At 71.5% G+C, this 24,754-nt stretch carries 20 protein-coding genes and 1 pseudogene; 13 read left to right on the forward strand and 8 right to left on the reverse strand.

What is annotated here, in order from left to right; genetic code table 11:
- Nucleotides 1-176 precede the first annotated feature (176 nt).
- The 10 genes from ACE1OC_RS08380 to ACE1OC_RS08425 all read left to right on the forward strand — a co-directional run bounded on the left by ACE1OC_RS08380 (nucleotide 177) and on the right by ACE1OC_RS08425 (nucleotide 11,514).
- Nucleotides 177-1,007, forward strand: a complete 831-nt coding sequence (locus tag ACE1OC_RS08380) for a TetR family transcriptional regulator (protein ID WP_407836470.1) — start codon at nucleotides 177-179, stop codon at nucleotides 1,005-1,007.
- Between the two features lie 437 nt (nucleotides 1,008-1,444).
- Entirely contained in the window at nucleotides 1,445-2,782 is a 1,338-nt protein-coding gene (gene ccrA, locus ACE1OC_RS08385) for a crotonyl-CoA carboxylase/reductase (protein ID WP_407836471.1), read from the forward strand.
- Nucleotides 2,783-2,813: 31 nt separating this feature from the next.
- Nucleotides 2,814-4,910 carry a protein meaA gene (locus ACE1OC_RS08390; RefSeq protein ID WP_407836472.1) on the forward strand — a complete coding sequence of 699 codons (2,097 nt, stop codon included), beginning with the start codon at nucleotides 2,814-2,816 and terminating at the stop codon, nucleotides 4,908-4,910.
- Nucleotides 4,907-5,881: an HpcH/HpaI aldolase/citrate lyase family protein gene (locus ACE1OC_RS08395; protein WP_254381043.1), complete on the forward strand. Its 975-nt coding sequence runs from the start codon at nucleotides 4,907-4,909 to the stop codon at nucleotides 5,879-5,881. Before ACE1OC_RS08390 ends, ACE1OC_RS08395 begins: the two co-directional genes overlap by 4 nt.
- A gap of 5 nt (nucleotides 5,882-5,886) precedes the next feature.
- A complete protein-coding gene (locus tag ACE1OC_RS08400) occupies nucleotides 5,887-6,399 on the forward strand; it encodes a MaoC family dehydratase (RefSeq protein WP_053681718.1) in 513 nt (170 codons plus the stop codon).
- Nucleotides 6,400-6,403: 4 nt separating this feature from the next.
- The gene (locus ACE1OC_RS08405) at nucleotides 6,404-7,609 is read left to right on the forward strand and encodes an acyl-CoA dehydrogenase family protein (RefSeq protein ID WP_250740414.1); all 1,206 of its coding nucleotides are present in this window, start codon (nucleotides 6,404-6,406) and stop codon (nucleotides 7,607-7,609) included.
- A 185-nt stretch (nucleotides 7,610-7,794) separates the two neighbouring features.
- Complete coding sequence (locus ACE1OC_RS08410) at nucleotides 7,795-8,451, forward strand: phosphatidylserine decarboxylase (protein ID WP_250740415.1); 657 nt, start codon at nucleotides 7,795-7,797, stop codon at nucleotides 8,449-8,451.
- A gap of 67 nt (nucleotides 8,452-8,518) precedes the next feature.
- A complete protein-coding gene (gene pssA / locus ACE1OC_RS08415) occupies nucleotides 8,519-9,301 on the forward strand; it encodes a CDP-diacylglycerol--serine O-phosphatidyltransferase (RefSeq protein ID WP_266912559.1) in 783 nt (260 codons plus the stop codon).
- 155 nt (nucleotides 9,302-9,456) lie between these two features.
- Complete coding sequence (locus tag ACE1OC_RS08420; RefSeq protein WP_407836473.1) at nucleotides 9,457-10,950, forward strand: AlkA N-terminal domain-containing protein; 1,494 nt, start codon at nucleotides 9,457-9,459, stop codon at nucleotides 10,948-10,950.
- A gap of 42 nt (nucleotides 10,951-10,992) precedes the next feature.
- Nucleotides 10,993-11,514 carry a methylated-DNA--[protein]-cysteine S-methyltransferase gene (locus ACE1OC_RS08425; protein WP_407836474.1) on the forward strand — a complete coding sequence of 174 codons (522 nt, stop codon included), beginning with the start codon at nucleotides 10,993-10,995 and terminating at the stop codon, nucleotides 11,512-11,514.
- A 3-nt stretch (nucleotides 11,515-11,517) separates the two neighbouring features.
- Here the strand turns inward: ACE1OC_RS08425 and ACE1OC_RS08430 are convergent, their stop codons facing one another.
- From ACE1OC_RS08430 to ACE1OC_RS08450, 5 genes and pseudogenes are all read right to left on the reverse strand, one after another.
- Nucleotides 11,518-11,997 carry a GNAT family N-acetyltransferase gene (locus ACE1OC_RS08430; RefSeq protein WP_407841511.1) on the reverse strand — a complete coding sequence of 160 codons (480 nt, stop codon included), beginning with the start codon at nucleotides 11,995-11,997 and terminating at the stop codon, nucleotides 11,518-11,520.
- Nucleotides 11,992-12,624 (reverse strand): annotated as a pseudogene (locus ACE1OC_RS08435) (CatB-related O-acetyltransferase); the annotation flags it as partial. The gene ACE1OC_RS08430 and the pseudogene ACE1OC_RS08435, both read right to left, overlap by 6 nt.
- Before the next feature lie 2 nt (nucleotides 12,625-12,626).
- Entirely contained in the window at nucleotides 12,627-13,055 is a 429-nt protein-coding gene (locus ACE1OC_RS08440) for a hypothetical protein (RefSeq protein WP_407836475.1), read from the reverse strand.
- A 52-nt stretch (nucleotides 13,056-13,107) separates the two neighbouring features.
- A complete protein-coding gene (locus ACE1OC_RS08445; RefSeq protein WP_407836476.1) occupies nucleotides 13,108-13,608 on the reverse strand; it encodes an NUDIX domain-containing protein in 501 nt (166 codons plus the stop codon).
- Nucleotides 13,609-13,645: 37 nt separating this feature from the next.
- A complete protein-coding gene (locus ACE1OC_RS08450; protein ID WP_407836477.1) occupies nucleotides 13,646-15,412 on the reverse strand; it encodes a BCCT family transporter in 1,767 nt (588 codons plus the stop codon).
- A 144-nt stretch (nucleotides 15,413-15,556) separates the two neighbouring features.
- Between ACE1OC_RS08450 and ACE1OC_RS08455 the strand changes: the two genes are divergently transcribed.
- Nucleotides 15,557-16,705, forward strand: a complete 1,149-nt coding sequence (locus ACE1OC_RS08455) for a glycerate kinase (protein WP_407836478.1) — start codon at nucleotides 15,557-15,559, stop codon at nucleotides 16,703-16,705.
- Nucleotides 16,706-16,951: 246 nt separating this feature from the next.
- Here the strand turns inward: ACE1OC_RS08455 and ACE1OC_RS08460 are convergent, their stop codons facing one another.
- On the reverse strand, nucleotides 16,952-17,563 hold the full coding sequence (locus ACE1OC_RS08460; RefSeq protein ID WP_407841512.1) for a cysteine hydrolase family protein: 612 nt from the start codon (nucleotides 17,561-17,563) through the stop codon (nucleotides 16,952-16,954).
- Nucleotides 17,564-17,852: 289 nt separating this feature from the next.
- Here ACE1OC_RS08460 and ACE1OC_RS08465 point away from each other — a divergent pair, with 289 nt between their 5' ends.
- Both ACE1OC_RS08465 and ACE1OC_RS08470 read left to right on the forward strand, forming a co-directional pair.
- Entirely contained in the window at nucleotides 17,853-18,857 is a 1,005-nt protein-coding gene (locus ACE1OC_RS08465; RefSeq protein WP_407836479.1) for a GlxA family transcriptional regulator, read from the forward strand.
- Nucleotides 18,854-21,769 (forward strand): SpoIIE family protein phosphatase, encoded by a 2,916-nt coding sequence (locus ACE1OC_RS08470; protein WP_407836480.1) that lies wholly within the window; start codon nucleotides 18,854-18,856, stop codon nucleotides 21,767-21,769. The genes ACE1OC_RS08465 and ACE1OC_RS08470 overlap by 4 nt, the downstream gene beginning before the upstream one ends.
- 194 nt (nucleotides 21,770-21,963) lie before the next feature.
- On the opposite strand, the gene ACE1OC_RS08475 is transcribed toward ACE1OC_RS08470, so the two are convergent.
- Both ACE1OC_RS08475 and ACE1OC_RS08480 read right to left on the reverse strand, forming a co-directional pair.
- Nucleotides 21,964-22,554, reverse strand: coding sequence for a GNAT family N-acetyltransferase (locus tag ACE1OC_RS08475; RefSeq protein ID WP_407836481.1), 591 nt, complete (start codon nucleotides 22,552-22,554; stop codon nucleotides 21,964-21,966).
- 57 nt (nucleotides 22,555-22,611) lie between these two features.
- On the reverse strand, nucleotides 22,612-24,663 hold the full coding sequence (locus tag ACE1OC_RS08480; RefSeq protein ID WP_407836482.1) for a SpoIIE family protein phosphatase: 2,052 nt from the start codon (nucleotides 24,661-24,663) through the stop codon (nucleotides 22,612-22,614).
- Nucleotides 24,664-24,754: the final 91 nt, after the last annotated feature.

Below are 24,754 nucleotides of genomic sequence, written 5' to 3' on the forward strand. Positions count from 1 at the left end.
CGCGGCAGGCGCAAGAGCCGGATGCGTGGGGAGGGCTGCTCGGGTCCGCCGGACCCTCACGGCGGACGAACCCTCCCGAGGAGCACTGTGTGCCCAGTGCGAGTCCTCCCCCGCATCCCATCCCGTCCCACCCCCCTCGGGAGCGCTCTCCCGCACGAATGAAGTACTTTCGCTCTATGTCCCAGCCCGCCAAGACCTCACCCCGCGCCTCCGCGGTCTCCGACGCCCCGGAGACCCCGGCCGGCACCAAGGCGGCCGCGCAGCGGCTCAAGATGCGCCGCGAGCTCGCGGCGGCGGCCATGGAGCTCTTCGCGAACAAGGGGTACGAGGCCACGACGGTCGACGAGATCGCCTCGGTGGCCGGGGTCGCGCGCAGGACCTTCTTCCGGCACTTCCGGTCCAAGGAAGAGGCGATCTTCCCGGACCACGACGACACCCTGACCCGCGCCGAGGCCGTCCTCGACGTGGCCCCGGCGCACGAGCACCCGCTCGACACGGTGTGCCGCGGGATCAAGGAAGTCATGAAGATGTACGCCGCCTCGCCCGCGGTGTCGGTCGAGCGCTACCGGCTCACCCGCGAGGTGCCGGCGCTGCGGGAGCGGGAGATCGCCTCGGTCGCCCGCTACGAGCGGCTGTTCACCCGCTACCTGCTGGCCCATTTCGACGAGACCGACCACCACGACGGCAACGACGACCCGCTGCTGGCGGAGGTCGCCGCCTCGGCGGTGGTCACGGCCCACAACCACGTGCTGCGGCGCTGGCTGCGGGCGGGCGGGCAGGGCGACGTGGAGGCGCAGCTCGACCACGCCTTCTCGATCGTGCGCAAGACCTTCGGTTCCGGGATCGGCGCGGGGCGCACGCTGAGCACGGCGCCGGTGCCTGAGCCCGCCGCCGCTCCGCCGGCCTCGGTGCGGACGCAGGGCGAGGTACTGGTCGCGGTGGCCCGTACGGACGCCCCGCTGGACGAGGTCATGCGGACCATCGAAGAGGCACTCAGAAACAAGTAGACGAACGCCAAGGCGACACACGTCACAGCGGCCGCTCCCGTTCCGGGGGCGGCCGCTTTCGTTTGTCCGAGTTGCCCCTACTCGCGGGTAACTTTGATCGATCATCGCTCATCGGTGCAGGTCAATCGGCAAATGAGAGAAAGTTTTGGCACGCGGTGCCTTGCTGAGTGACACGGGGTGCCATACGTTGAATCTCGTCCGGATGTCCCCGCGGTCCAGCCCACTCGGCACGGAACGCGCCCCGGATGCCTGCGTCACCAGGCCTCCCGCACCGCCCCACCACAGGCAACGCGCAGCTCCACCCCAGCCGAATCGACGGCGCCCCAACACATCGCTCCACGCTCATCGCTCCACCCCCATCGCTTCGCCGCACAGCAGCTCAACGCACCCCGTTTCCCTCAGCGCACCCTCATCAGCGCACGGCCGGAGGCAACACCGTGAAGGACATCCTGGACGCGATCCAGTCGCAGGCCGCGACGGCCGCCGACTTCGCTGCCCTGCCGCTCCCCGACTCGTACCGCGCGATCACCGTGCACAAGGACGAGGCGGAGATGTTCGCCGGGCTCACCACCCGCGAGAAGGACCCCCGCAAGTCCCTGCACCTCGACGAGGTCCCGCTCCCCGAGCTGGGCCCGGGCGAGGCCCTGGTCGCCGTGATGGCCTCCTCGGTCAACTACAACTCGGTGTGGACCTCGATCTTCGAGCCGGTCTCCACCTTCAGCTTCCTGGAGCGCTACGGGCGCCTCTCGGAGCTCACCAAGCGCCACGACCTGCCGTACCACATCATCGGCTCGGACCTCGCGGGCGTCGTCCTGCGCACCGGCCCCGGCGTGAACGCCTGGAAGCCGGGCGACGAGGTCGTCGCGCACTGCCTCTCGGTCGAGCTGGAGTCCTCCGACGGCCACAACGACACGATGCTCGACCCCGAGCAGCGGATCTGGGGCTTCGAGACCAACTTCGGCGGCCTGGCGGAGATCGCGCTGGTCAAGTCGAACCAGCTGATGCCCAAGCCCGACCACCTCAGCTGGGAGGAGGCCGCCTCCCCCGGCCTGGTCAACTCCACCGCCTACCGCCAGCTGGTCTCCCGCAACGGCGCCGGCATGAAGCAGGGCGACAACGTCCTGATCTGGGGCGCCAGCGGCGGGCTCGGCTCGTACGCCACCCAGTTCGCGCTGGCCGGCGGCGCCAACCCGATCTGCGTGGTCTCCTCCCCGGAGAAGGCCGACATCTGCCGGGCGATGGGCGCGACGGCGGTCATCGACCGCAACGCCGAGGGCTACAAGTTCTGGAAGGACGAGCACACCCAGGACCCGAAGGAGTGGAAGCGCTTCGGCAAGCGCATCCGCGAGCTCACCGGCGGCGAGGACATCGACATCGTCTTCGAGCACCCGGGCCGCGAGACCTTCGGCGCCTCGGTCTACGTCACCCGCAAGGGCGGCACCATCACCACCTGCGCGTCGACCTCGGGCTACATGCACGAGTACGACAACCGCTACCTGTGGATGTCCCTGAAGAAGATCATCGGCTCGCACTTCGCGAACTACCGCGAGGCCTGGGAGGCCAACCGCCTGGTCTCGAAGGGCAAGATCCACCCCACCCTGTCGAAGGTCTACTCCCTGGAGGAGACCGGCCAGGCCGCCTACGACGTCCACCGCAACCTCCACCAGGGCAAGGTCGGCGTGCTCTGCCTGGCCCCCGAGGAAGGCCTCGGCGTCAAGGACCACGAGATGCGCGCCACGCACCTGGACGCGATCAACCGCTTCCGCAACATCTGAGACCCCTCAAAGGCCAAAGGGACAGCCTGAGATGACAGAGCGCCAGAAGGACCGTCCGTGGCTCATGCGGACGTACGCCGGCCACTCCACGGCCGAGGCGTCCAACGAGCTGTACCGCCGCAACCTCGCCAAGGGCCAGACCGGCCTGTCGGTCGCGTTCGACCTGCCGACGCAGACCGGCTACGACCCCGACCACATCCTCGCCCGCGGCGAGGTCGGCCGGGTCGGGGTCCCGGTCTCCCACCTGGGCGACATGCGGCGGCTGTTCCAGGACATCCCCCTGGAACAGATGAACACCTCGATGACGATCAACGCCACCGCCATGTGGCTGCTGGCGCTCTACCAGGTGGCCGCCGAGGAGCAGGGCGCGGACATCGCCCAGCTCCAGGGCACCACCCAGAACGACATCGTCAAGGAGTACCTCTCGCGCGGGACGCACGTCTTCCCGCCCGGGCCCTCGCTCCGCCTGACGACGGACATGATCGCGTACACGGTCAACCACATCCCGAAGTGGAACCCGATCAACATCTGCAGCTACCACCTGCAGGAGGCCGGGGCCACTCCGGTCCAGGAGATCTCGTACGCGATGTCCACGGCCATCGCAGTCCTGGACTCGGTGCGCGACTCGGGCCAGGTCCCGCCGGAGCGGTTCGGCGAGGTCGTCGCCCGGATCTCCTTCTTCGTGAACGCGGGCGTCCGCTTCATCGAGGAGATGTGCAAGATGCGCGCCTTCGGCCGCATCTGGGACAAGGTCACCCGCGAGCGCTACGGCATCGAGAACGACAAGCAGCGGCGCTTCCGCTACGGCGTCCAGGTCAACTCCCTGGGCCTGACCGAGGCGCAGCCGGAGAACAACGTCCAGCGCATCGTGCTGGAGATGCTCGCGGTCACCCTCTCCAAGGACGCCCGCGCCCGCGCCGTGCAGCTGCCGGCCTGGAACGAGGCGCTGGGCCTGCCACGGCCCTGGGACCAGCAGTGGTCGCTGCGCATCCAGCAGGTCCTGGCCCACGAGAGCGACCTGCTGGAGTACGAGGACATCTTCGCCGGCTCGCACGTGATCGAAGCCAAGGTCGAGTCCCTGGTGGCCGAGTGCCTGGCCGAGATCGACCGGATCCAGGAGATGGGCGGCGCGATGGCGGCCGTCGAGTCCGGGTACCTCAAGGGCGAGCTGGTCTCCTCGCACGCCGCGCGGCGGGCCCGGATCGAGGACGGCCAGGACAAGATCGTCGGCGTCAACTGCTTCCAGCAGACCGAGGAGAACCCGCTCACCTCCGACCTGGACGGCGCCATCATGACGGTGGACGGGGCCCTGGAGGCGCAGACCGTCGAGCGCATCGGCCGCTGGAAGGCCGAGCGCCAGGAGTCCTCGGAGCGGCAGGGCGGCGGCGACCCGTTCGTCTTCCCCACGGTCATGCAGGCCCTGGACCGGCTCAAGGAGGCCGCCGCCGGGGACGAGAACCTGATGGAGGCCACCCTGGAGTGCGCCCGCGCCGGTGTCACCACCGGCGAGTGGTCGAGCGCGCTGCGCGAGGTGTTCGGCGAATTCCGGGCTCCGACCGGGGTCTCCTCGGCCCCGGTGGCCGTGACCGCCGAGGAGGGGACCCCCATGGCCCTCGTCCGCGCGAAGGTCTCCCGTACGGCCGAGGACCTCGGCTCCGGCCGGCTGCGCCTGCTGGTCGGCAAGCCCGGCCTGGACGGGCACTCCAACGGCGCCGAGCAGATCGCCGTACGGGCCCGCGACGCCGGCTTCGAGGTGGTCTACCAGGGCATCCGGCTGACCCCCGAGGAGATCTCCTCGGCGGCCCTGGCCGAGGACGTGCACTGCGTGGGACTGTCCATCCTGTCCGGCTCGCACAGCGCGCTCGTCCCGGACGTGCTGGAACGCCTGCGCGCGGCGGGGGCGGGTGACATCCCCGTCGTGCTCGGCGGCATCATTCCGAATGCCGACGCCGTGGCGCTCAAGGAGGCCGGGGTGGCGGCGGTCTTCACCCCGAAGGACTTCGGCATCACGGAGATCATCGGCCGTATCGTCGACGAGATCCGCAAGGCGAACAAGCTCCACCCGCTCGGCGACGCCGACGACACCTCAATCACAGACATCACCGCAAGCACGGAGGTCCCCGCATGACCACGCCCTCTTCCCCGGTCAACCGGCTGCGGCCGCGCCGCTCCTGCCTCGCGGTGCCGGGTTCCAACCCCCGGTTCCTGGAGAAGGCCCAGGGCCTGCCGGCCGACCAGGTCTTCCTGGACCTGGAGGACGCCTGCGCCCCGCTCGCCAAGGAGGGCGCCCGCCACACGATCGTGGACGCGCTGAACAACGGCGACTGGACCGGCAAGACCCGCGTGGTGCGCGTCAACGACTGGACCACGCACTGGACGTACCGCGATGTGATCACGGTCGTCGAGGGCGCCGGTCAGAACCTCGACTGCATCATGCTGCCGAAGGTCCAGGACGCCCAGCAGGTCGTGGCCCTCGACCTCCTGCTGACGCAGATCGAGAAGACGATGGGCTTCGAGGTCGGCAAGATCGGCATCGAGGCGCAGATCGAGAACGCCAAGGGCCTGGTGAACGTCGACGCGATCGCCGGCGCCTCGCCGCGGCTGGAGACCATCATCTTCGGACCGGCCGACTTCATGGCCTCCATCAACATGAAGTCCCTGGTCGTGGGCATGCAGCCGCCCGGCTACGGCGCGGACGCCTACCACTACATCCTGATGCGGATCCTGATGGCGGCCCGCATGCACGACCTCCAGGCGATCGACGGTCCCTTCCTCCAGATCAAGAACGTCGACGGCTACCGCGAGGTCGCGGGCCGTGCGGCGGCCCTGGGCTTCGACGGCAAGTGGGTACTGCACCCCGGCCAGGTCGACGCGGCCAACGAGGTCTTCTCCCCGTCCCAGGAGGACTACGACCACGCCGAGCTGATCCTCGACGCGTACGACTGGTGCACCTCCGAGGCGGGCGGCAAGAAGGGCTCCGCGATGCTCGGCGACGAGATGATCGACGAGGCCAGCCGCAAGATGGCACTGGTCATCTCGGGCAAGGGCCGCGCCGCCGGCATGCAGCGCACCACCAAGTTCGAGATCCCGGAGGCCTGATCCCGATGCAGTTCGGACGCACCTACGAAGAGTTCGAGATCGGCGCGGTCTACAAGCACTGGCCCGGAAAGACGGTCACCGAGTACGACGACCACCTCTTCTGCCTGCTGACCATGAACCACCACCCGCTCCACATGGACAGCAACTACGCCGAGAACACGACCGACTTCGGCAAGAACGTCGTCGTGGGCAACTACATCTACTCGCTGCTGCTGGGCATGTCGGTGCCGGACGTCTCCGGCAAGGCCATCGCCAACCTGGAGATCGAGTCGCTGCGCCACGTGGCGCCGACCTTCCACGGCGACACGATCTACGGCGAGACCACGGTCCTCGACAAGACCCCGTCCAAGTCGAAGAACGACCGCGGCATCGTCTACGTGGAGACCAAGGGCTACAAGCAGGACGGCACCCTCGTCTGCGTCTTCCGGCGCAAGGTGATGGTCCCGACCGAGACGTACATCAAGGAGCGCGGCGGCGAGCAGCCCGGCCGCCCCACGCTGAAGGAACAGGGGAAGTAGAACCATGAGCCGACTTGCCCAGACCGCCGGCCTGACGGACGACCAGAGGGACATCCTCAAGACCGTCCGGGAGTTCGTCGACAAGGAGATCATCCCGGTCGCGACCGAGCTGGAGCACCGGGACGAGTACCCGCAGCAGATCGTCGACGGCCTCAAGGAACTCGGCCTCTTCGGCCTGATGATCCCGGAGGAGTACGGCGGCCTGGGTGAGTCCCTGCTCACCTACGCGCTGTGCGTCGAGGAGATCGCGCGCGGCTGGATGTCCGTCTCGGGCATCATCAACACGCACTTCATCGTGGCGTACATGCTCAAGCAGCACGGCACCCAGGAGCAGAAGGAGTACTTCCTTCCGCGGATGGCGCTGGGCGAGGTGCGCGGCGCGTTCTCGATGTCCGAGCCGGGGCTCGGCTCGGATGTGTCGGCCATCACCTCCAAGGCGGTGCAGGACGGCGACGAGTACGTCCTGAACGGCCAGAAGATGTGGCTGACGAACGGCGGCACGTCCACGCTCGTGGCCGTCCTCGTCCGCAGTGACGAAGGACACCCGGAGGGCACCGCGCCCCACAAGTCGATGACGACCTTCTTGATCGAGAAGGAAGCCGGCTTCGGCGAGGTCCGTCCCGGCCTGACCATCCCGGGCAAGATCGACAAGATGGGCTACAAGGGGGTCGACACCACCGAGCTCATCATGGACGGACTGCGCATTCCGGCCAATCGGGTCCTGGGCGGGGAGACCGGCCGAGGGTTTTACCAAATGATGGACGGGGTCGAGGTCGGCCGCGTCAACGTGGCGGCCCGTGGTTGCGGCGTCGCGCAGCGTGCGTTCGAGCTGGGTGTCTCGTATGCCCAGCAACGTCACACTTTCGGCAAGGCCATCGCCGAGCACCAGGCGATCCAGTTCAAGCTGGCCGAGATGGCTACCAAGGTCGAAGCCGCCCATGCGATGATGGTCAATGCAGCACGCAAAAAGGACTCCGGGGAACGAAACGACCTCGAAGCAGGGATGGCGAAGTACCTCGCCTCCGAGTACTGCAAGGAGGTGGTGGAGGACGCGTTCCGCATCCACGGTGGCTACGGCTTCTCGAAGGAGTACGAGATCGAGCGTCTCTACCGAGAGGCACCCATGCTGCTCATCGGTGAAGGTACCGCCGAGATCCAGAAAATGATCATCGGGCGACGCCTGCTCGAGGAGTACCGGCTCCAGGGCTGAAAGTCCCTTTTGCGGTAAATCATCCAGTGGTTTTCCGCAAAAGAGTCACTAGCAGTCACTGGCTCACGGCCATCGACTCGGCTTCTGGCTTGCCCAGTTGTTGCGCGCAACCGATAGCATTCCAGTAAAGCCGCCGTCCCGTCCCCCCGTTTGCGGCGCGGCATCACCCGCTACGAAGGTCATCCATGCCCCACAGCCAAACCTCTGCACCTCGCGTCGGCCTCCTCGGTGGACGCCTCGCGCGCGGAGCATCGCCGTGGCTTCTGCCGACCGTCGCCACCGCCGCCCTCAGCCTCACCCGGGCCCGCAAGTCCGGGCGCTGGGCGGCAGTGGCCGTGCCCACCACCGCGCTCGCGGCGGGCATGCTGTGGTTCTTCCGCGACCCCGAGCGCGAGATCACGCAGGGCCGGGTCATCTCCCCCGCCGACGGTGTGGTGCAGAGCATCATGCCGTGGAAGGACGGGCGCACCCGCGTCGCGATCTTCATGAGCCCCCTGAACGTCCACGTCAACCGCGCGCCCCTCGCGGGCACGGTGACGTCCGTGGAGCACATCCCCGGTGGATTCGTTCCGGCGTTCAACAAGGAGAGCGAGAACAACGAGCGCGTCGTCTGGCACTTCGACACCGAACTCGGCGACATCGAGATGGTGCAGATCGCCGGCGCCGTCGCCCGTCGCATCGTCCCGTACCTGCCGGCCGGCACCAAGGTGGAGCAGGGCGAACGCATCGGTCTGATCCGCTTCGGCTCCCGCGTCGACATCTACCTCCCCGAGGGCGTCGAGGTCGCGGTCGAGGTCGGACAGGCCACCACCGCGGGGGTGACCCGAATTGACCGTGACTGAACCTGAAACCCCGGCTGCGGGCTGGGTGCCCGAGGCGTCGTCCGAGGAGGAGTCCACCGAGGACGACATGCCGCTGTCACTGCGGCTGTCGATAGCGGACACCCTCACCCTCGGCAACGCGACGTGCGGATTCATGGCGGTGTACTTCACCACCACCGGGATCCTCATCCCGCACCTCACCGGCAGCGGCGAGTCGGGCATGGCCCGCAGCAGCGCGGCCACGGCCGTGATACTGATGCTGCTCGCGGCGGTCTTCGACCTCTTCGACGGCATCGTGGCCCGCAAGCTGCGCAGCTCGCCGATGGGTGCGGAGCTGGACAACCTGTCCGACCTGATCAGCTTCGGGCTGGCTCCGGCGTACTTCGTCCTCGTCTACGGCATGGTCGCCGACGACGCGGTGCAGAAGATGTCGGCGCTGGCGGCGATCGTCGTCCTGCTGGCCGTGGTCCTGCGCCTCGCGAGATTCAGCTGCGTGGCGATGAAGGACGGCATGTTCCAGGGCATGCCGAGCCCCTTCGGTGCGCTGACGGTCGTCTCGATCGTGCTGCTGGAGCTGCCGTTCATCCCGACCCTGCTGGCGATCGTCGGCGTGGCCTGGCTGATGGTGAGCCGGGTCGAGTACCCCAAGCCGCGGGGTGTCCTCGCGGTGGCGATGCTCAGCTGGATCGTCGCGGCGATGGGCCTGCTGGCCGCGTGGGCGTTCGACGCGCCGGGCGGCGGGCTGCTGCTCCAGACCGGCTGCGCGCTGCAGATCGCTCTGGCGGCGACCATCCCGCTGTTCGCGACGACCCGTCGCGCGAACACGTTCCGCCACAACCGCCGCGAGGCAAGGGCCACCCAGGCCCCGTAGCCCCGCTGTACGCGCACGCAAGGGCCCCCGTCCGCCACCAGGCAGCCGGGGGTCCTTCCGCATCCCCGGGCACCCCTACCGGAGGCACGGCGCGCATAGGCTTGGTGTCGGAAAACCGCCAGCCCGGGGCCCGGCCGGCCGGGAGGATGGGAGCCATGTACACCGACACGGAGCGTTGCGTACGGGCCGTCCAGTCGAAGGACGCACGGTTCGACGGCTGGTTCTTCACCGCCGTGAGGACCACCGGCATCTACTGCCGCCCCAGCTGCCCCGCCGTACCGCCCAAGGTCGAGAACATGACCTTCCTGCCCAGCGCCGCCGCCTGCCAGCAGAACGGCTACCGGGCCTGCAAGCGGTGCCGGCCCGACACCTCCCCCGGCTCGCCCGAGTGGAACGCCCGCGCCGACGCCGTCGCCCGCGCCATGCGCCTCATCCAGGACGGCGTGGTCGACCGTGAGGGCGTCCCGGGGCTGGCCACCCGCCTGGGGTACTCCGCCCGTCAGGTGGAGCGCCAGCTGGGCGCCGAGCTCGGCGCGGGGCCGCTCGCCCTGGCCAGGGCCCAGCGCGCGCAGACCGCCCGGCTGCTGATCGAAACCTCCGCGCTCCCGATGGGCGACATCGCCTTCGCCGCCGGGTTCTCCTCGATCCGGACCTTCAACGACACCGTCCGAGAGGTCTTCGCCCTGGCCCCGAGCGAGCTCCGGGCGCGGGCGGCCGGCCGGGGGGCCGTCCCGGGTGCCGGACCCGGCCAGGTGCCGGGCACCATCAGCCTGCGGCTGCCCTTCCGGGCCCCGCTCACCCCCGACAACCTCTTCGGCCACCTCGCCGCGACCGCCGTCCCCGGGGTCGAGGAGTGGCGGGCGGGCGCCTACCGCCGCACGCTCCGGCTGCCGTACGGCACCGGCGTCGTCGCCCTCACCCCGCAGCCCGACCACATCGGCTGCCGGCTCGCCCTCACCGACCTGCGCGACCTCACCATCGCGATCAGCCGCTGCCGTCGGCTCCTGGACCTCGACGCGGACCCCGAGGCCGTGGACGAGCAGCTGAGCGCCGACCCGCTGCTGGCCCCGCTCGTGGCCAAGGCTCCCGGCCGCCGGGTGCCGCGTACCGTCGACGCGGAGGAGTTCGCCGTACGGGCGGTGCTCGGCCAGCAGGTGTCCACCGCGGCGGCCCGTACGCACGCGGCCCGCCTGGTCCGCGCCCTCGGCGAGCCGGTGACCGATCCCGACCCCGAGGGCGGGCTGACCCACCTGTTCCCCACGTCGCAGGCGCTGGCCGGGCTGGACCCGGAGTCCCTGGCCCTGCCGCGCAGCCGGCGGACCACCTTCACCACGCTCGTCTCGGCCCTCGCCGACGGCTCGCTCCCGCTCGGCATCGACAGCGACTGGGAGGCGGCCCGCGCCCGGCTGGGCGCGCTGCCCGGTTTCGGGCCGTGGACCACCGAGATCATCGCGATGCGGGCGCTGGGCGACCCGGACGCCTTCATTCCGGCCGACCTGGGGATCCGGCGGGCCGCGAAATCGCTCGGTCTGCCCTCCACGCCCGCGGCGCTGACGGGGCGCGCGGCGCACTGGCGGCCCTGGCGCGCGTACGCCGTGCAGTACCTGTGGGCCACCGAGGACCACGCGATCAACGTCCTGCCCGTCTGACCCCCCACCGACTTCCACCGATTTCCGAGGAGTACGAGCATCATGAGCAGCAGCACGAGCCGCGCAACCCGCACCCGGCAGCACACCGTCGTGGACAGCCCCTACGGGCCGCTCACCCTCGTCGCCGCCGACGGCTTCCTCTGCGGCCTCTACATGACCGCTCAGCGCCACCGCCCGGCCGAGGAGTCCTTCGGGGAGCGCGTCGCGGCGGGCGAGGAGCCCTTTCCGGAGGTGGTGCGGCAGCTGACCGCGTACTTCGCCGGGGAGCTCACCGAGTTCGACCTGCCGGTCCGGCTGGAAGGCACCGAGTTCCAGCGCAGCGTGTGGGAACAGCTCGTACGGATCCCCTACGGGCAGACCTGGTCCTACGGGGAGCTGGCCGCCAAGCTCGGCAAGCCGAACGCCTCGCGCGCGGTGGGGCTGGCCAACGGGAAGAACCCGGTCGGCATCATCGTGCCGTGCCACCGCGTGATCGGGGCGTCCGGCTCCATGACCGGCTACGGCGGCGGCATCGACCGCAAGGTCCGCCTCCTGGCCTTCGAGTCCGGGGCCGAGCAGCTCTAGGGCCTACGGCGCCCCGGTCAGCCGCTTCAGCAGGTGCACGTCCTCGTGCTCTCCGTGGATGCCCGGGATCCGGGCGGTCTCGACATAGCCGTGGCGCTGGTAGAAGCCCGGGGCCTGGAAGGTGAACGAGGAGACGGCCACGCGATCGCAGCCGCGTCGCCGGGCCTCCGTCTCCGCCGCCCGCAGGATCCTGCCGCCCCAGCCGTCCTCGCGGCTGTCGTCGCGCACCCAGAGCAGGTCGATGCCGCACATCGCGCCCCAGGTCCACGCGGACAGTCCGCCGACCAGTTCGCCCGCTTCATCGGTGACCTTGACCGAGAACGTGCCGCGGTCGGACACGCCGGTGGCGGCCGTGTTGAAGGCGATGAGTTCTTCGGTCAGCCGGCCGTCGAGCTCGCGGTCGCCCTCACCGGTGGTCAGCGTCGGGCCGGAGACGTGGTCGGTCGTCACGGCGCGGAGTCTGTCAGGCGGCGGGGGTGCCACCGCTTCGAGGTCGGCGACGGTGCCGGACATGACGGTGCGGATGTGCCGGGTGAGGTGCTCCACCGGCCAGTCCCACCAGGCGAGGGCGAGCAGGCGGGTGATCTCCCCGTCGGTGTAACGGGTGCGGATGAGGGTGGCCGGGTTGCCGCCGACGATCCCGTAGTCGGGGACGTCGTCCACGACCACGGCGCCGGCGGCGATGATCGCGCCGTGCCCGATGCGCACCCCGGGCATGACCATGGCGCCGTAGCCGATCCAGACGTCGTTGCCGACGACGGTGTCCCCCCGGCCGGGCAGGCCGGAGAGCAGGTCGAAGTGTTCGGCCCAGGACCCGCCCATGATGGGGAACGGGAAGGTGGAGGGGCCGTCCATGCGGTGGTTGGCACCGTTCATGAGGAAGCGGACCCCGGTGCCCAGCGCGCAGAACTTCCCGATGACCAGCTTCTCGGGCCCGTAGTGGTAGAGCACGTTGCGGGTCTCGAACGCGGTCGCATCGTCCGGGTCGTCGTTGTACGAGTACTCCCCCACCTCGATCAGCGGCGAGGTGACCAGCGGCTTCAGCAGGACCACGCGGGGCTGGTCCGGGAGCGGGTGGAGGACCGCGGGGTCCGCGGGGAGGGAATCCACGGCTAGATGACCACCAGCGGGACCAGCAGCGCGAAGGCGGCGCCCGCCTCGACCGCGTAGGCGTACAGGGACGGGTGCTGGACGGGGGCCGCGAGCAGGACCACGCTCTGCTGGGCGGCGGCCGCTCCCACCCAGTCGGAGTCGGCGCCGAGGCCGCCCTGGTACCAGCCCTCGCAGGAGCCGGGGCCGGTGACGGCGAGGACGTCGTCCTCGCGGCGGTAGAAGGCCTGCCAGCCCTCGGCCGGCGCGGACCAGGCCTCGAAGTCGGTGAACTGGGCCCAACCGCCGTCGCGGATCGCGGTGTCGAACATCCAGACCTGCACCCCGTCGGGGGTGACCTCGCCGCTCTCCTGCTGGTCGGTGGTGAAGTGGACCATGGGCAGGGCGTCGGGCCCGTCGGCGGTGCTGGGCCAGGCGTACATCGTGATCATTTGCTGAATTCTGTCCTGCTCGGTGTAGGCACGGAATAACGAGCGGACGGGGCTACGAGGCCTGCGGCCTGCGGCCGTTCTCCAGCTCCACGGTGCCCTCGCCGGTCTGGAGGACCCGGCACGCCTCCACGGTGCGCCGGCCCAGGGACCCGAGCAGATGGTCCGTCAGCTCGGCCTGCTCCACCAGCCGCCACGAGATCAGCTCCTCTTCCTGGAGCTTGATGGAGGCGAGCTGCGCGGCGTCGAGCACGCCGCCGTCGTACAGGTACGCGACGAGCGGGGGCCGGCCCTCGCCGAGCGACCAGTCGACGGCGAGCAGCCGGCCGAGCGGCACGTCGATGCCGATCTCCTCGGCGCTCTCCCGGCGGGCGGCCGTGCGCGGGGACTCCCCCGTGTCCGACTCGATGGTGCCGCCCGGCAGCGTCCAGCCCTCCCGGTAGTTGGGCTCGACGAGGAGCACCCGGCCCTCGGCGTCCCGGAAGAGGGCGGCCGCTCCGGCCAGCACCCGGGGCAGGCTCGCGATGTAGGTGGCAAAGTCATCCGTGGTCGTCACGCCGCCACCCTACCCAGCCGCCCCGGGTGGCCGGCGATCACTCTTCCCCGGTGCCGCCGCCCGGCGGCCCGTCCTCCCGGTCGCGGTTCCTCGACTCCGCCACGCGGCGCAGGCGGGGGTGGCGGGCCGGGCCCCGTTCGGTGATGGCGTCGCCGACCATGGCCTTGACCGCGTCCCGGAGTCCGTGGAGGGCGTGCTGGCGGACGGGGCCCGCGCCCGGGTCCTCGCGCAGTTCCTTCACCAGGGCCCAGCACAGGAGCAGCATCACGACCACGAACGGCAGCGCGACCAGGATGGTGGCCGTCTGCAGGGACTTCAGGCCGCCCGCGACGAGGAGTACGGCGGCCACGGCGGCCATCAGCACGCCCCAGGTGACCACGAGCCAGGTCGGCGGGTTCAGGGAGCCGCGGCTGGTGAGGGAGCCCATGACGAGGGAGGCGGAGTCGGCGCTGGTGACGAAGTACGTCATCACCAGGAGCATCGCGATCCACGAGGTGACCGTGCCGAGCGGGAGCGCGTCGAGCATCGCGAAGAGCGAGGCCTCGGTGCCCTCCTTGGCCTTGGCGGCCATGTCGGCGACGCCGGTGGAGTCGAGGCGGATCGCGGTGCCGCCCATGACGCAGAACCAGACGACGGTGGCGCCGCTGGGCACCAGGAGCACGCCGACGAGGAACTCGCGGATGGTGCGGCCGCGCGAGATGCGGGCGATGAAGGTGCCGACGAAGGGCGCCCAGGAGAGCCACCACGCCCAGTAGAAGATCGTCCACGCGCCGAGCCACTCGCTGTCGGTGAAGGCGCCGGTGCGGGTGGCCATGGGGAGCAGTTCGTGCAGGTAGCTGCCGATGCTCGCCGGGATCACGTCGAGGATGTAGACGGTCGGGCCGAGGACGAAGACGAAGGTCATCAGGGCCGCGGCGAGCACGATGTTGATCGTGCTGAGCCATTTGACGCCCTTGTGCAGCCCGGAGAAGGCGGAGAGCACGAAGGCGGCGGAGAGGGAGACGATGATGATCAGCTCGACGGTGGTCGAGTCCTCGATCCCGGTGGTGATGTTGAGGCCCTTGGACACCTGGAGGGCGCCGAGGCCGAGGCTGGTGGCGGTGCCGAAGACGGTCGCGAACACGGCGAGCAGGTCGATGGCCTTGCCGGGCCAGCCGTTGGCCCGCTCCTCGCCCATGAGGGGGACGAAGGCGGAGCTGAGGCGGTTGCCGCGGCCCTTGCGGAAGGTCGCGTAGGCGAGGGCGAGGCCGGCGATGCCGTAGATCGCCCAGGGGGTGAGGGTCCAGTGGAAGAAGGAGTAGTCGAGCGCGGCGCGGGCGGCGTCGCCGGTGCCGGGGGCCGCGCCGGAGGCCGGGGGCGGGTTCAGGTAGTGGGTGAGCGGCTCGCCCACCCCGTAGAACATGAGCCCGATCCCCATGCCCGCGCTGAACATCATCGCGATCCACGCGAGGTTCGTGAACTCCGGCTCCGAGTCGTCCTTGCCGAGGCGGATCCGGCCGAAGCGGCTGATCGCGAGCACGACGCACATGACGAGGAACACATCGGCGGCGATCACGAAGAGCCACGCGAAGTTGCCGAGCACCCAGGCCAGCGCGCTGCTCGACGCCGAGTCGAAGGAACTCTTCCCGAGGGCCGCCCAGGCGACCACCGCCAGGACGGAGATCACTCCGATGGTGACGACGGTGCGGTCGGGAGTGCCGTCGGTGGCGTCGGCGCCGCCGTTCCCGCCGGCACCGTCGCCGGGGCCTTCGGACCCTCCACCTGGGGAATCCGGACGTGGCTGTTCCAGTGAATCCGTGCTCATGCGGCCACACTATGCGGGCGTATGTCCCTCTTTGGGGGCATGCCGCGCCGTGTGTGGCCCAGGCCACGCATGGGCATAGGAGGATCCTCCGGATAGGCTCAGGGGTGGCGCGACTGCACTGTTCGATAGCAAGGGATTAGCAAGGTGACGGACGGAGCAGTAACTGAGACCGCGCGCGTGCTCATCGCCGCGGACAAATTCAAGGGCTCGCTCACGGCCGTTCAGGTCGCGGAGCGGGTGACGGCCGGCCTTCGCAAGGCCGTACCGGGCGTGGAGATCGAGACCCTCCCCGTCGCGGACGGCGGCGACGGTACGGTCGCGGCCGCCGTGGCGGCCGGGTTCGAACGCCGGGAGGTACGGGTCACCGGACCGCTCGGTGACCAGGTCACGGCCGCTTTCGCCCTGCGCGGGAGCACCGCGGTGGTCGAGATGGCGGAGGCCTCCGGGCTCCAGCTGCTGCCGGCGGGTGTCTTCGCCCCGCTGACGGCGACCACCTACGGCTCCGGCGAACTGCTGAAGGCCGCACTCGACGCGGGAGCGCGCTCGATCGTCTTCGGTGTGGGCGGCAGCGCCACCACCGACGGCGGCGCGGGCATGCTGGCGGCGCTGGGCGCGGTGTTCCTGGATGCGAACGGTGAACCGGTCGGTCCGGGCGGCGGCGCGCTGGCCGGGCTGGCCTCGGCCGACCTGTCGGGCATCGACCCCCGCATCAAGGAGGTCGACTTCGTCCTGGCGAGCGACGTGGACAACCCTCTGACGGGTCCGAAGGGCGCTCCGGCGGTCTACGGCCCGCAGAAGGGGGCGTCGCCCGAGGACGTGGCGACGCTGGACGCGGCGCTGGCGCACTTCGCGGTGGTCCTGGAGAAGTCGATCGGCTCCCTGGCCGCCGAGGCGGCGGTTTCGCCGGGCGCGGGCGGAGCGGGCGGCATCGGCTACGGGGCACTGCTGCTCGGCGCCTCGTTCCGTCCCGGCATCGAGCTGATGCTCGAGGTGCTCGGCTTCGCGCCGGCGCTGGAGCGGGCCACGCTGGTCATCACCGGTGAGGGTTCGCTGGACGAGCAGACCCTCCACGGCAAGGCCCCGGCCGGTGTCGCGGCGGCGGCTCGCGCGGCGGGCAAGCCGGTCGTCGCGGTCTGCGGCCGCCTGCTGCTGACGCAGGAGGCCCTCCAGGCCGCCGGCATCCAGCGGGCCTACCCGCTCACGGACCTCGAGCCGGACCCGGCGGTGAGCATCCCGAACGCGGGGCCGCTGCTGGAGCGTGTGGCGGAGAGCATCGCGGCCGACGTCCTCTGACGTCGTCCCGCCCTCACCGGCGACGGCCCGGATCCCCTGACGGGGGTCCGGGCCGTCGGCGTTTCCCGGGCCGGGCGGGCCGGGCGGGCCGGGCGGGGCGGGGCGGCCCCGTGGGGGGTCCCCTACCCGCCTTCGCCCGTTCCCCGGGGCTCTGCCCCGGACCTCGTACGAGCGCTGCGCGCTCGCGCCCTCAAACGCCGGGCGGGCTGGAAGGATCCAGCCCCGCAGGGCCCACCCGCGGCCGGGTCAGGCCCGGGCGGGGGCCGGCGCGGCGGTGCGGGCCGCGGTCACGAGCTGCGCCGTGGTGACGATCCGGGCGAAGCCGCCGCCCTGGAGGTTGACCGCGGTGGCGGTGGCGAGCTGGTCGGCCGTCAGCCGGGGTGCGTCCGGGCCGGGTTCGGCGGCCAGGTCGAAGGTGTGCGTGGCATCGAGCGGCACGAGGACCTCGTAGCCCAGGTTCCCGGCCATCCGGGCCGTGGTCTCGACGCACATGTTCGTCTGGATCCCGGTGATGACGAGCTGTCCGACGCCCTGGGCGGTGAGCCAGTCGGCGAGGTCCGGCGTGCCGTAGAAGGAGGAGTTCACGGACTTGGTGACGTGCAGCGCGGCCCGGCCGGCCCGCTCGGCGACGAAGTCCTTGAAGGCGTACCCGGGCCGGTCCGGCGCGAGGACGGAGCCGGCCATGCGGGAAGCGTGCTGGACGAGAACGAGGGGACGGCCGGTCTCCTGCCAGGCGTCCATCAGCGCGGCGATGTTCTCCTCGGCGGCCGGGTTGTTGCGCGGCCCCCAGAAGTCGGCTTCGTCGAAGCCCTGTTGGACGTCGATGACCAGCAGGGCGCTGTTCGCGGCGATCTCGATGCCGGTCGCGGCCGGGGTCGCGGTCGGGGCCGCGGTCGGGGCCGCGGTCGTCTGGGCCGTCTGCGTCTTCGGGGTCGTGCTCTCGTTCGTCATGCCCTCATCCTGGGCGGCCCCTCCCCCTCGAACCAGTACCACCCGGCCCCCGAACCGATGGGATCCTGCCAAGGTGGCAGATCCGGGCCCGGAGCGGCCCACGGTCCGGCTCCGCCCCAGGTCAGGGCCGCGCGGCGGGATCTACCGAAGGCTCGGCCCTCCCCTTCGGCGGGGCCTCCGTGGCAGACTCACGGCCATGCACCGCGTTGCGATCGTCGTTCAGCCCGGCATCCGCGCTTTCGACCTGGCCGTCATCACCGAGGTCTGGGGGCACGACCGCGGCCACAGCGGGGTACCGCCCTTCGAGCTCCGCCGGTGTGCCCTCGACACCGGCCCGATCCCGCTCCCCGGAGGGCTGACCCTGACCCCGGACCGCGGGCTCGACTGGCTCGCCGACGCCGACCTCGTCGTGGTCCCCGCGCTGGACCGGCCCTCCGACCCGACGCCCGAGCCGGTCCTCGCCGTCCTGCGGGACACCCACGCCCGGGGCATCCCGGTGGCCGCCCTGTGCGCCGGCGCCTTCATCCTCGCCGAAGCCGGGCTGCTGGCCGGCCGCCGGGCCGTGACCCACTGGTCGCTGGCCCCGGCGCTGGCCGGGCGGTACCCCGCCGTGCGCGTCGAGGAGGCTCCGCTGTACGTCGGGGATGACGGGCTGTGGACCTCCGCAGGGGTCGCCTCCGGGATCGACCTCTGCCTGCACCTGGTCCGCGAGGCCCACGGCTCCGAGGCGGCCGCCGCCATCGCCCGCTCGATGGTGACCGGCCCCTTCCGCACCGGCGAACACGCCCAGTACCTGGACCGCCCGACCCCGGTCGCCGACCGGACCGCCGAGGCGCTGGCCCTCGTACGGGAGCGGGCGCTCGGGCGGCTGCACGAGGCGCTGGACGTGGCCACCCTGGCCCGGTGGGCCGGGATGTCCCCGCGGTCCTTCGCCCGGCACTTCGCCGCGTCGACCGGCACCACCCCGCACAAATGGCTCCTGGGCCACCGTCTGGACGAAGCGCGCAAACTGCTGGAGCGCACCGATCATCCGGTCACCGAGGTGGCCCGGCGGGCCGGATTCGCCAGCGAGGTCACCTTCCGCCAGCACTTCACCTCGTACGTCGGCACGAGCCCCCGCGCGTACCGTGCGGCCGCCACCGCACTAGGGTCTCCGGAGCCTCCCCCAAACCACGCCGACAGTGTTAGAAATGGCTCATGACCGGACGTTTTGGCCTACCCAGGGGCTCCGAAGGAGCGCCCGAGGACAGGCCCCCGCCCGAGGACGGGTCGCCACCCGTCACCGGGCCCGGACACGCACCCGGACACGAACCCGGAACCGGCCCCGCACCCGGGCCCGGCCGCAGTCGCCTGCGCCGTCTCGCACACCGCCTCGCCCGCCCGTTCTCCCGGCTGTTCGCCCACCTCTCGCTCGGCGCCCGCAGTGTCGCCGGCCAGGTCTTCGCCCTCCAGGCCATCCTCGTCCTGGTGCTGATCACGGCCGCCGCCTCGGCCCTGTTCTTCCAGGCCCGGTACGACAGCCAGCGCGACGCCCGCAACCGCTCCCTCGCCGCCGCCGAGGCCTTCGCACACGCCCCCGGCCTCCCCGCGGCCCTGGAGTCCCCCGACCCCGCCGCCGTGCTCCAACCGCTGGCCGAGGGCGCCCGCCGGGCCTCGGGCGTCGATTTCATCGCCGTCATGACCACCGACGGGATCCGGTACACCGACTCCCGCCCCGAGCTCATCGGCCAACGCGCCACCGGCGACCTCTCCCGCGCCGCGGCCGGACAGGCCTTCACCGAGACGTTCCAGGGGAAGCCGAGCGACGTGGTCCGCGCCGTGGTCCCCGTCCGGGACTCCGCGGGCGCCGTGGTCGGCCTGGTCGCCACCGGCATCGAGGTCGAGAACGTCGGCGACGTGGTCGAGGGCCAGCTGCCCCTGCTCCTCGGCGCGGCCACCGGTGCCCTGATCCTCGGCACCGGCGGCGCCGCCCTCGTCAGCCGCCGGCTGCGGCGCCAGACCCGGGGCCTCGGCGAGGCCGAGATGACCCGGATGAACGAACACCACGAAGCAGTTCTGCACGCCGTCCGCGAGGGTGTCCTGATCATCGACGCCGAAGGCCGGCTGCAGCTCGCCAACGACGAGGCCCGCCGCCTCCTCGACCTGCCCGCCGACGCCGAACTGCGGCACGTGGGCGACCTCGGCCTCGATCCGACCACGGCCGCGCTGCTGGCCTCCGGGCGGGCCGCCACCGACGAGGTCCACCGTGCGGGCGACCGGCTCCTCGCCGTGAACGTCCGCCCGACCAAGCCCTACGGGGGCCGCCCGTCCGGCACCGTGACCACCCTGCGCGACTCCACCGAGCTCGCCGCGCTCTCGGGCCGGGCCGCGGTCGCCCGCGACCGCCTCCAGCTGCTCTACGACGCCGGCGTGCGCATCGGGACCACCCTGGACGTGGTCCGCACCGCCGAGGAGCTCTCCGAGGTCGCGGTCCCGCGGTTCGCGGACTTCGTCACCGTCGAGCTGCTGGAGCCGGTGCTGCGCGGCGAGGAGCCCGGCGGCGGCACGCACACCGAGATGCGCCGGGCCGCCATCAGCGGGATCCGCGTGGATTCACCGCTCCAGCCGGTGGGCGACGTCATCCGCTTCGTGGTGCCGACCGCGCCGATGGCGACGGCCCTGGACGCCGGGCGGGCGGTGCTCGCCGCCGATCTGAACGCCGCCTTCGGCTGGCGGGCCCAGGACCACGACGGCACCCGGGTGGCCCTGGACTACGGACTGCACTCGCTGATCTCCGTACCGCTCCAGGCCCGCGGGGTGGTCCTCGGCATGGCCAACTTCTGGCGGGCCGACACCCCCGAGCCCTTCGACGAGGAGGACCTGTCCTTCGCCGAGGAGCTGGCGGCGCGGGCCGCGGTCTCCATCGACAACGCCCGCCGGTTCACGCGCGAGCACGCGGTGGCGGTGACCCTCCAGCGCAGCCTGCTGCCGCGGGTGCTGCCCGATCTGAGCGCCGTGGACGTCGCGTTCCGGTACCTGCCCGCGAAGGCGGGGGTGGGCGGGGACTGGTTCGACGTGATCCCGCTCGCCGGGGCCCGGGTCGCGCTGGTCGTCGGCGACGTGGTGGGGCACGGCGTGCACGCCGCCGCCACCATGGGCCGGCTGCGGACCGCCGTGCACAACTTCTCCACGCTCGACATGCCGCCCGACGAGCTGCTGGGCCACCTCGACGAGCTGATCGACCGGATCGACCAGGACGAGTCCTCGGCCGACGAGGGTTCCGGGGAGGGCGAGTCCTCGAGCGTCACCGGCGCCACCTGCCTGTACGCGGTGTACGACCCGGTGTCCGGCCACTGCGCCGTGGCCAGCGCCGGGCACCCCGGCCCGGCCCTGGTCCGGCCTGACGGGCGGGTCGAGTACCCGGAGCTGCCGATCGGGCTGCCCTTGGGCGTCGGCGGGATGCCCTTCGAGGCCGTGGAGCTGCAGCTGCCCGAGGCGAGCCGGCTCGTGCTGTTCACCGACGGGCTGCTGGAGGACCGCGACCGGGACTTCGACACCGGCCTCGACCTGCTGACCGAGGCCCTGTCCCGGCCGGACCGCAGCCCCGACCAGGCCTGTTCCGACGTACTGTCCGCGCTGCTGTTCCCGGCGCCGAGCGATGACATCGCCCTGCTCATCGCCGACACCCGGCGGCTGCCGGCCGAGCGGATCGCGGAGTGGGAGGTGCTCCCGGACCCCTCGGACGTGTCCCGGGTCCGCCGCGCGGGCTCGGCGCAGCTCACCGCGTGGGGCCTGGGGGACGTCACCTTCACCGCCGAGCTCATCCTCAGCGAACTGATCACGAACGCCATCCGCTACGGGACCCCGCCGATCCGGGTCCGGCTGCTCCGCGACCGCACCCTGATCTGCGAGATCTCCGACGGCAGCAGCACCTCGCCGCACCTGCGCTACGCGGCCACGACCGACGAGGGCGGGCGCGGCCTGTTCCTCGTCGCCCAGTACGCGGAGCGCTGGGGCACCCGCTACACGGACCGCGGCAAGGTGATCTGGGCTGAGCTCCCCCTGACGGGCGCGGCCGAGCCGGAGGCCCCGGCCGTACTGGACCTGGACGCCCTGGAGGACCTGGCCTGGTAGCCGGACGGCGGTGACGGGCCCTAGGGCCTGTCGTCAAACTCCCGTCTGCCGCGCGACGCCTGGCACGCGCTCTCGCCGCACCGGACGGAAGCCAAGTACGTCCAGTACGCGGGCTTCCGCCCGGCACGCCGAGAGCACGCACCAGACGCCGCGCGGCCGCCCTTCGGGCGACGACGGGATTTTGACGACAGGCCCTAGAGCCGGGCGGCCAGCCGGGCCTTCGCCTCCGGCCATTCGTCGGCCAGCAGGGAGAAGTACACGCTGTCGCGCCAGGTGCCGTCCGGGCGCCGGCGGTGGCGGCGCAGGACGCCTTCGCGCTGCGCTCCGAGGCGGGCGATGGCGGCCTGGGAGCGGGTGTTGAGGTGGTCCGTCTTGAGCTGGACCCGGCCCATGCCGAGGTCCTCGAAGGCGTGGGTGAGCAGGAGCAGCTTGGACTCGGTGTTGACGGCGCTGCGCCAGTACGCGCGCCCGTACCAGGTCCAGCCGATCTCCAGGCGTTCGTCGGCCGCGCTGATGTCCATGTACGTGGTCCAGCCGGCGGCCCGGCCGCTTTCCAGGTGGATCACGGCGAAGGGAACGTACTCGCCGCGTTCCGCGTCCTCCAGCAGTGCGTCGAGGGTGGCGCCCAGCTCCTGCTCGGTCCGCGGCGCGCCGCCGACCCAGCGCCAGACTTCCTCGTCACCGCCTCCGGCCGCGTAGAGGTCGGGGAGGTGGCTCCTGGTCAGCGGCTCCAGGCGGACGTGGCGGCCGGTGAGCGTGATGGGGGACGGCGACTTGGCAGGCATGGGAGAAACCGTAGCCGCTCATTGCGCTAGATACAAACAATTATTGCACTAGTACAGTTACCTTGTCCGGGCCAGGAGCACCGCCACGTCGTCCTGCGGGGCCTCCGGGAGGAGGTGCGCCAGGATCGTGTCGCACAGGGTCTCCAGGGGCTCTCCCCCGCCCCTCAGGGCGTCCGCCAGCCCCGCCATGCCCTCGTCCAGGTCCCGGTCCCGGGACTCGATGAGGCCGTCCGTGTAGAGCACGAGCAGGCTGCCCGGCTCGAGCCGGACCTCCTCCGTGCGGAACTCCCGTCCGCCCGTGCCGAGCGGGGTTCCCGGCGGGCCCTCCAGGAAGGTCACGGCCCCGGCGGCCGTGACCACGGCCGGCGGCAGGTGGCCGGCGCGGGCGATGACGCACGCGCCCGTCACCGGGTCGTGGACGGCGTAGACGCACGTGGCCATCTCGTCCTCGCCGAGGTCGGCCACCACGGCGTCCAGCGACCGGAGCATCTGCTCCGGGGTCACCTGATGCCGCGCCAGGGTCCGTACCGCGGTGCGCAGCTGGCCCATGACCGCGGCCGCGTGGATGCCGTGGCCCATCACGTCGCCGATCACCAGGCCGGTCCGGCCGTCCGGCAGTTCGATCACGTCGTACCAGTCCCCGCCGACGTCGTGGTCGCTGGCCGGCAGGTAGCGGCCGGTCAGCTGCAGGCCGGCGACCTCGGGCAGCGCGTTGTTGGTGAGGCTGCGCTGGAGCGTCAGGGCCGCCGCGCGCTGGGTGGTGTACATCCGGGCGTTGTCGATGTTCAGCGCCGCCCGGGCCACCACCTCGTCGATGAGCACGCAGTCCTCGTGGTCGAAGGGGTCGCGCCCGCGCACCCGGGTCACCACCACCACGCCGAGCACCCGGCCGCGGGCCACCAGCGGGACCATCCGGGCGCAGCCCAGGGTGGCCAGGTAGGCGCGCAGCGCGGCCGCGCGCGGATCCTTGATCAGGGCCGGGATGTCGGCCGTGAAGAGGTTCATGGGCTGGCCGTCGGTGATGACCTGCTCGTAGGCGGTGTGCGCCGGGATCTGGAAGGTCTGCCCGGCGACCAGTTTGGCGGTCGGGGCGGCCGGGTCCGGGAAGAGCGCGGCGAGGCGGCGCAGCAGGCCCCGGGTGGACGCGCCGGCCTCGTCCGGGTCCAGTACGGCTTCCAGGAGCTGTACGTCGGCCGAGTCCGCGAGCTGCGGTACCAGCACCTCCACGATCTCCTGGGCCGTCTGCCCGAGGTCCAGCGTGGTGCCGATGCGGGTACCGGCCTCGGAGAGCAGGGCGAACCGGCTGCGCGCCCGCTCCGCCTCCGCCTGGGCGCGCTGTCCGTCGGTGATGTCGATGAGGGAGGCGATCAGGCCGAGCGGCCGCCCGGACCCGTCCAGCAGCGGGGCGTAGGAGCAGGACCAGGTCCGGTCGTGGTCGGGGTCGGCGGGGGTGCGGCCGGTGCGCCGGACGTCCACGACGGCGGAGCCGCACTCCAGCACCTTGCGCATGAGCCGTTCGAGTGCGGCGGCATTGACCCCGGGCACGACCTCGGTGAGCCGTTTGCCGACGTGCTCGGCGGCGGACACCCCGTTCATCCGGGCGAGGGCGTCGTTGACGCGCAGGAAGCGCAGGTCCGGGCCGAGGGTGCCGAGGCCGATCGGCGACTGGGTGAACAGGCTCTCCAGCGCGGCGAGCGAATCGCGCATCCGCAGGACCTCGGAGGTCTCCACGGCGATCAGCATGGAACCGGTGCGCCCCTGCGGATCGGGGGAGGGCAGGATCCACATCTCCATCGGGACCTGGTGCCCGTCGCGGTGGCGCACGGGCAGGGTGCCGACGACCGTCTCCCCGGCCTGGACCCGGCGGGTCAGCTGGTCGGCGAGCTCGTGGTTGGCGTCGGGGACGAGCACGTCGGAGCCCGGTCGGCCGAGGATGTCCTCGGGCCGGTGGCCCAGCAGGTCCTGGGCGGCCAGCGACCATTCGACGACGAGCCCGTCGGCGTCTTCCCGCCACAGGGCGATCGGCAGCAGCTCGCTCAGTACGCCCGCGTACCCGACAGCAGCCACCGGCTGGTCCGGTACCTCGCTCGTCTCCTGGTACGTGTCCAATGCACCGACCTCACCCCAGGGGGCCTGTTCCTACCGATTCACCCTATCCGAGCCTTCGCCGCCCGGCGCAGTGTCGGGCCGGACGGCACGG

The organism is Streptomyces stoeckheimensis (assembly GCF_045822005.1).
In the GTDB taxonomy this organism is placed as follows: Bacteria; Actinomycetota; Actinomycetes; order Streptomycetales; family Streptomycetaceae; genus Streptomyces; species Streptomyces stoeckheimensis.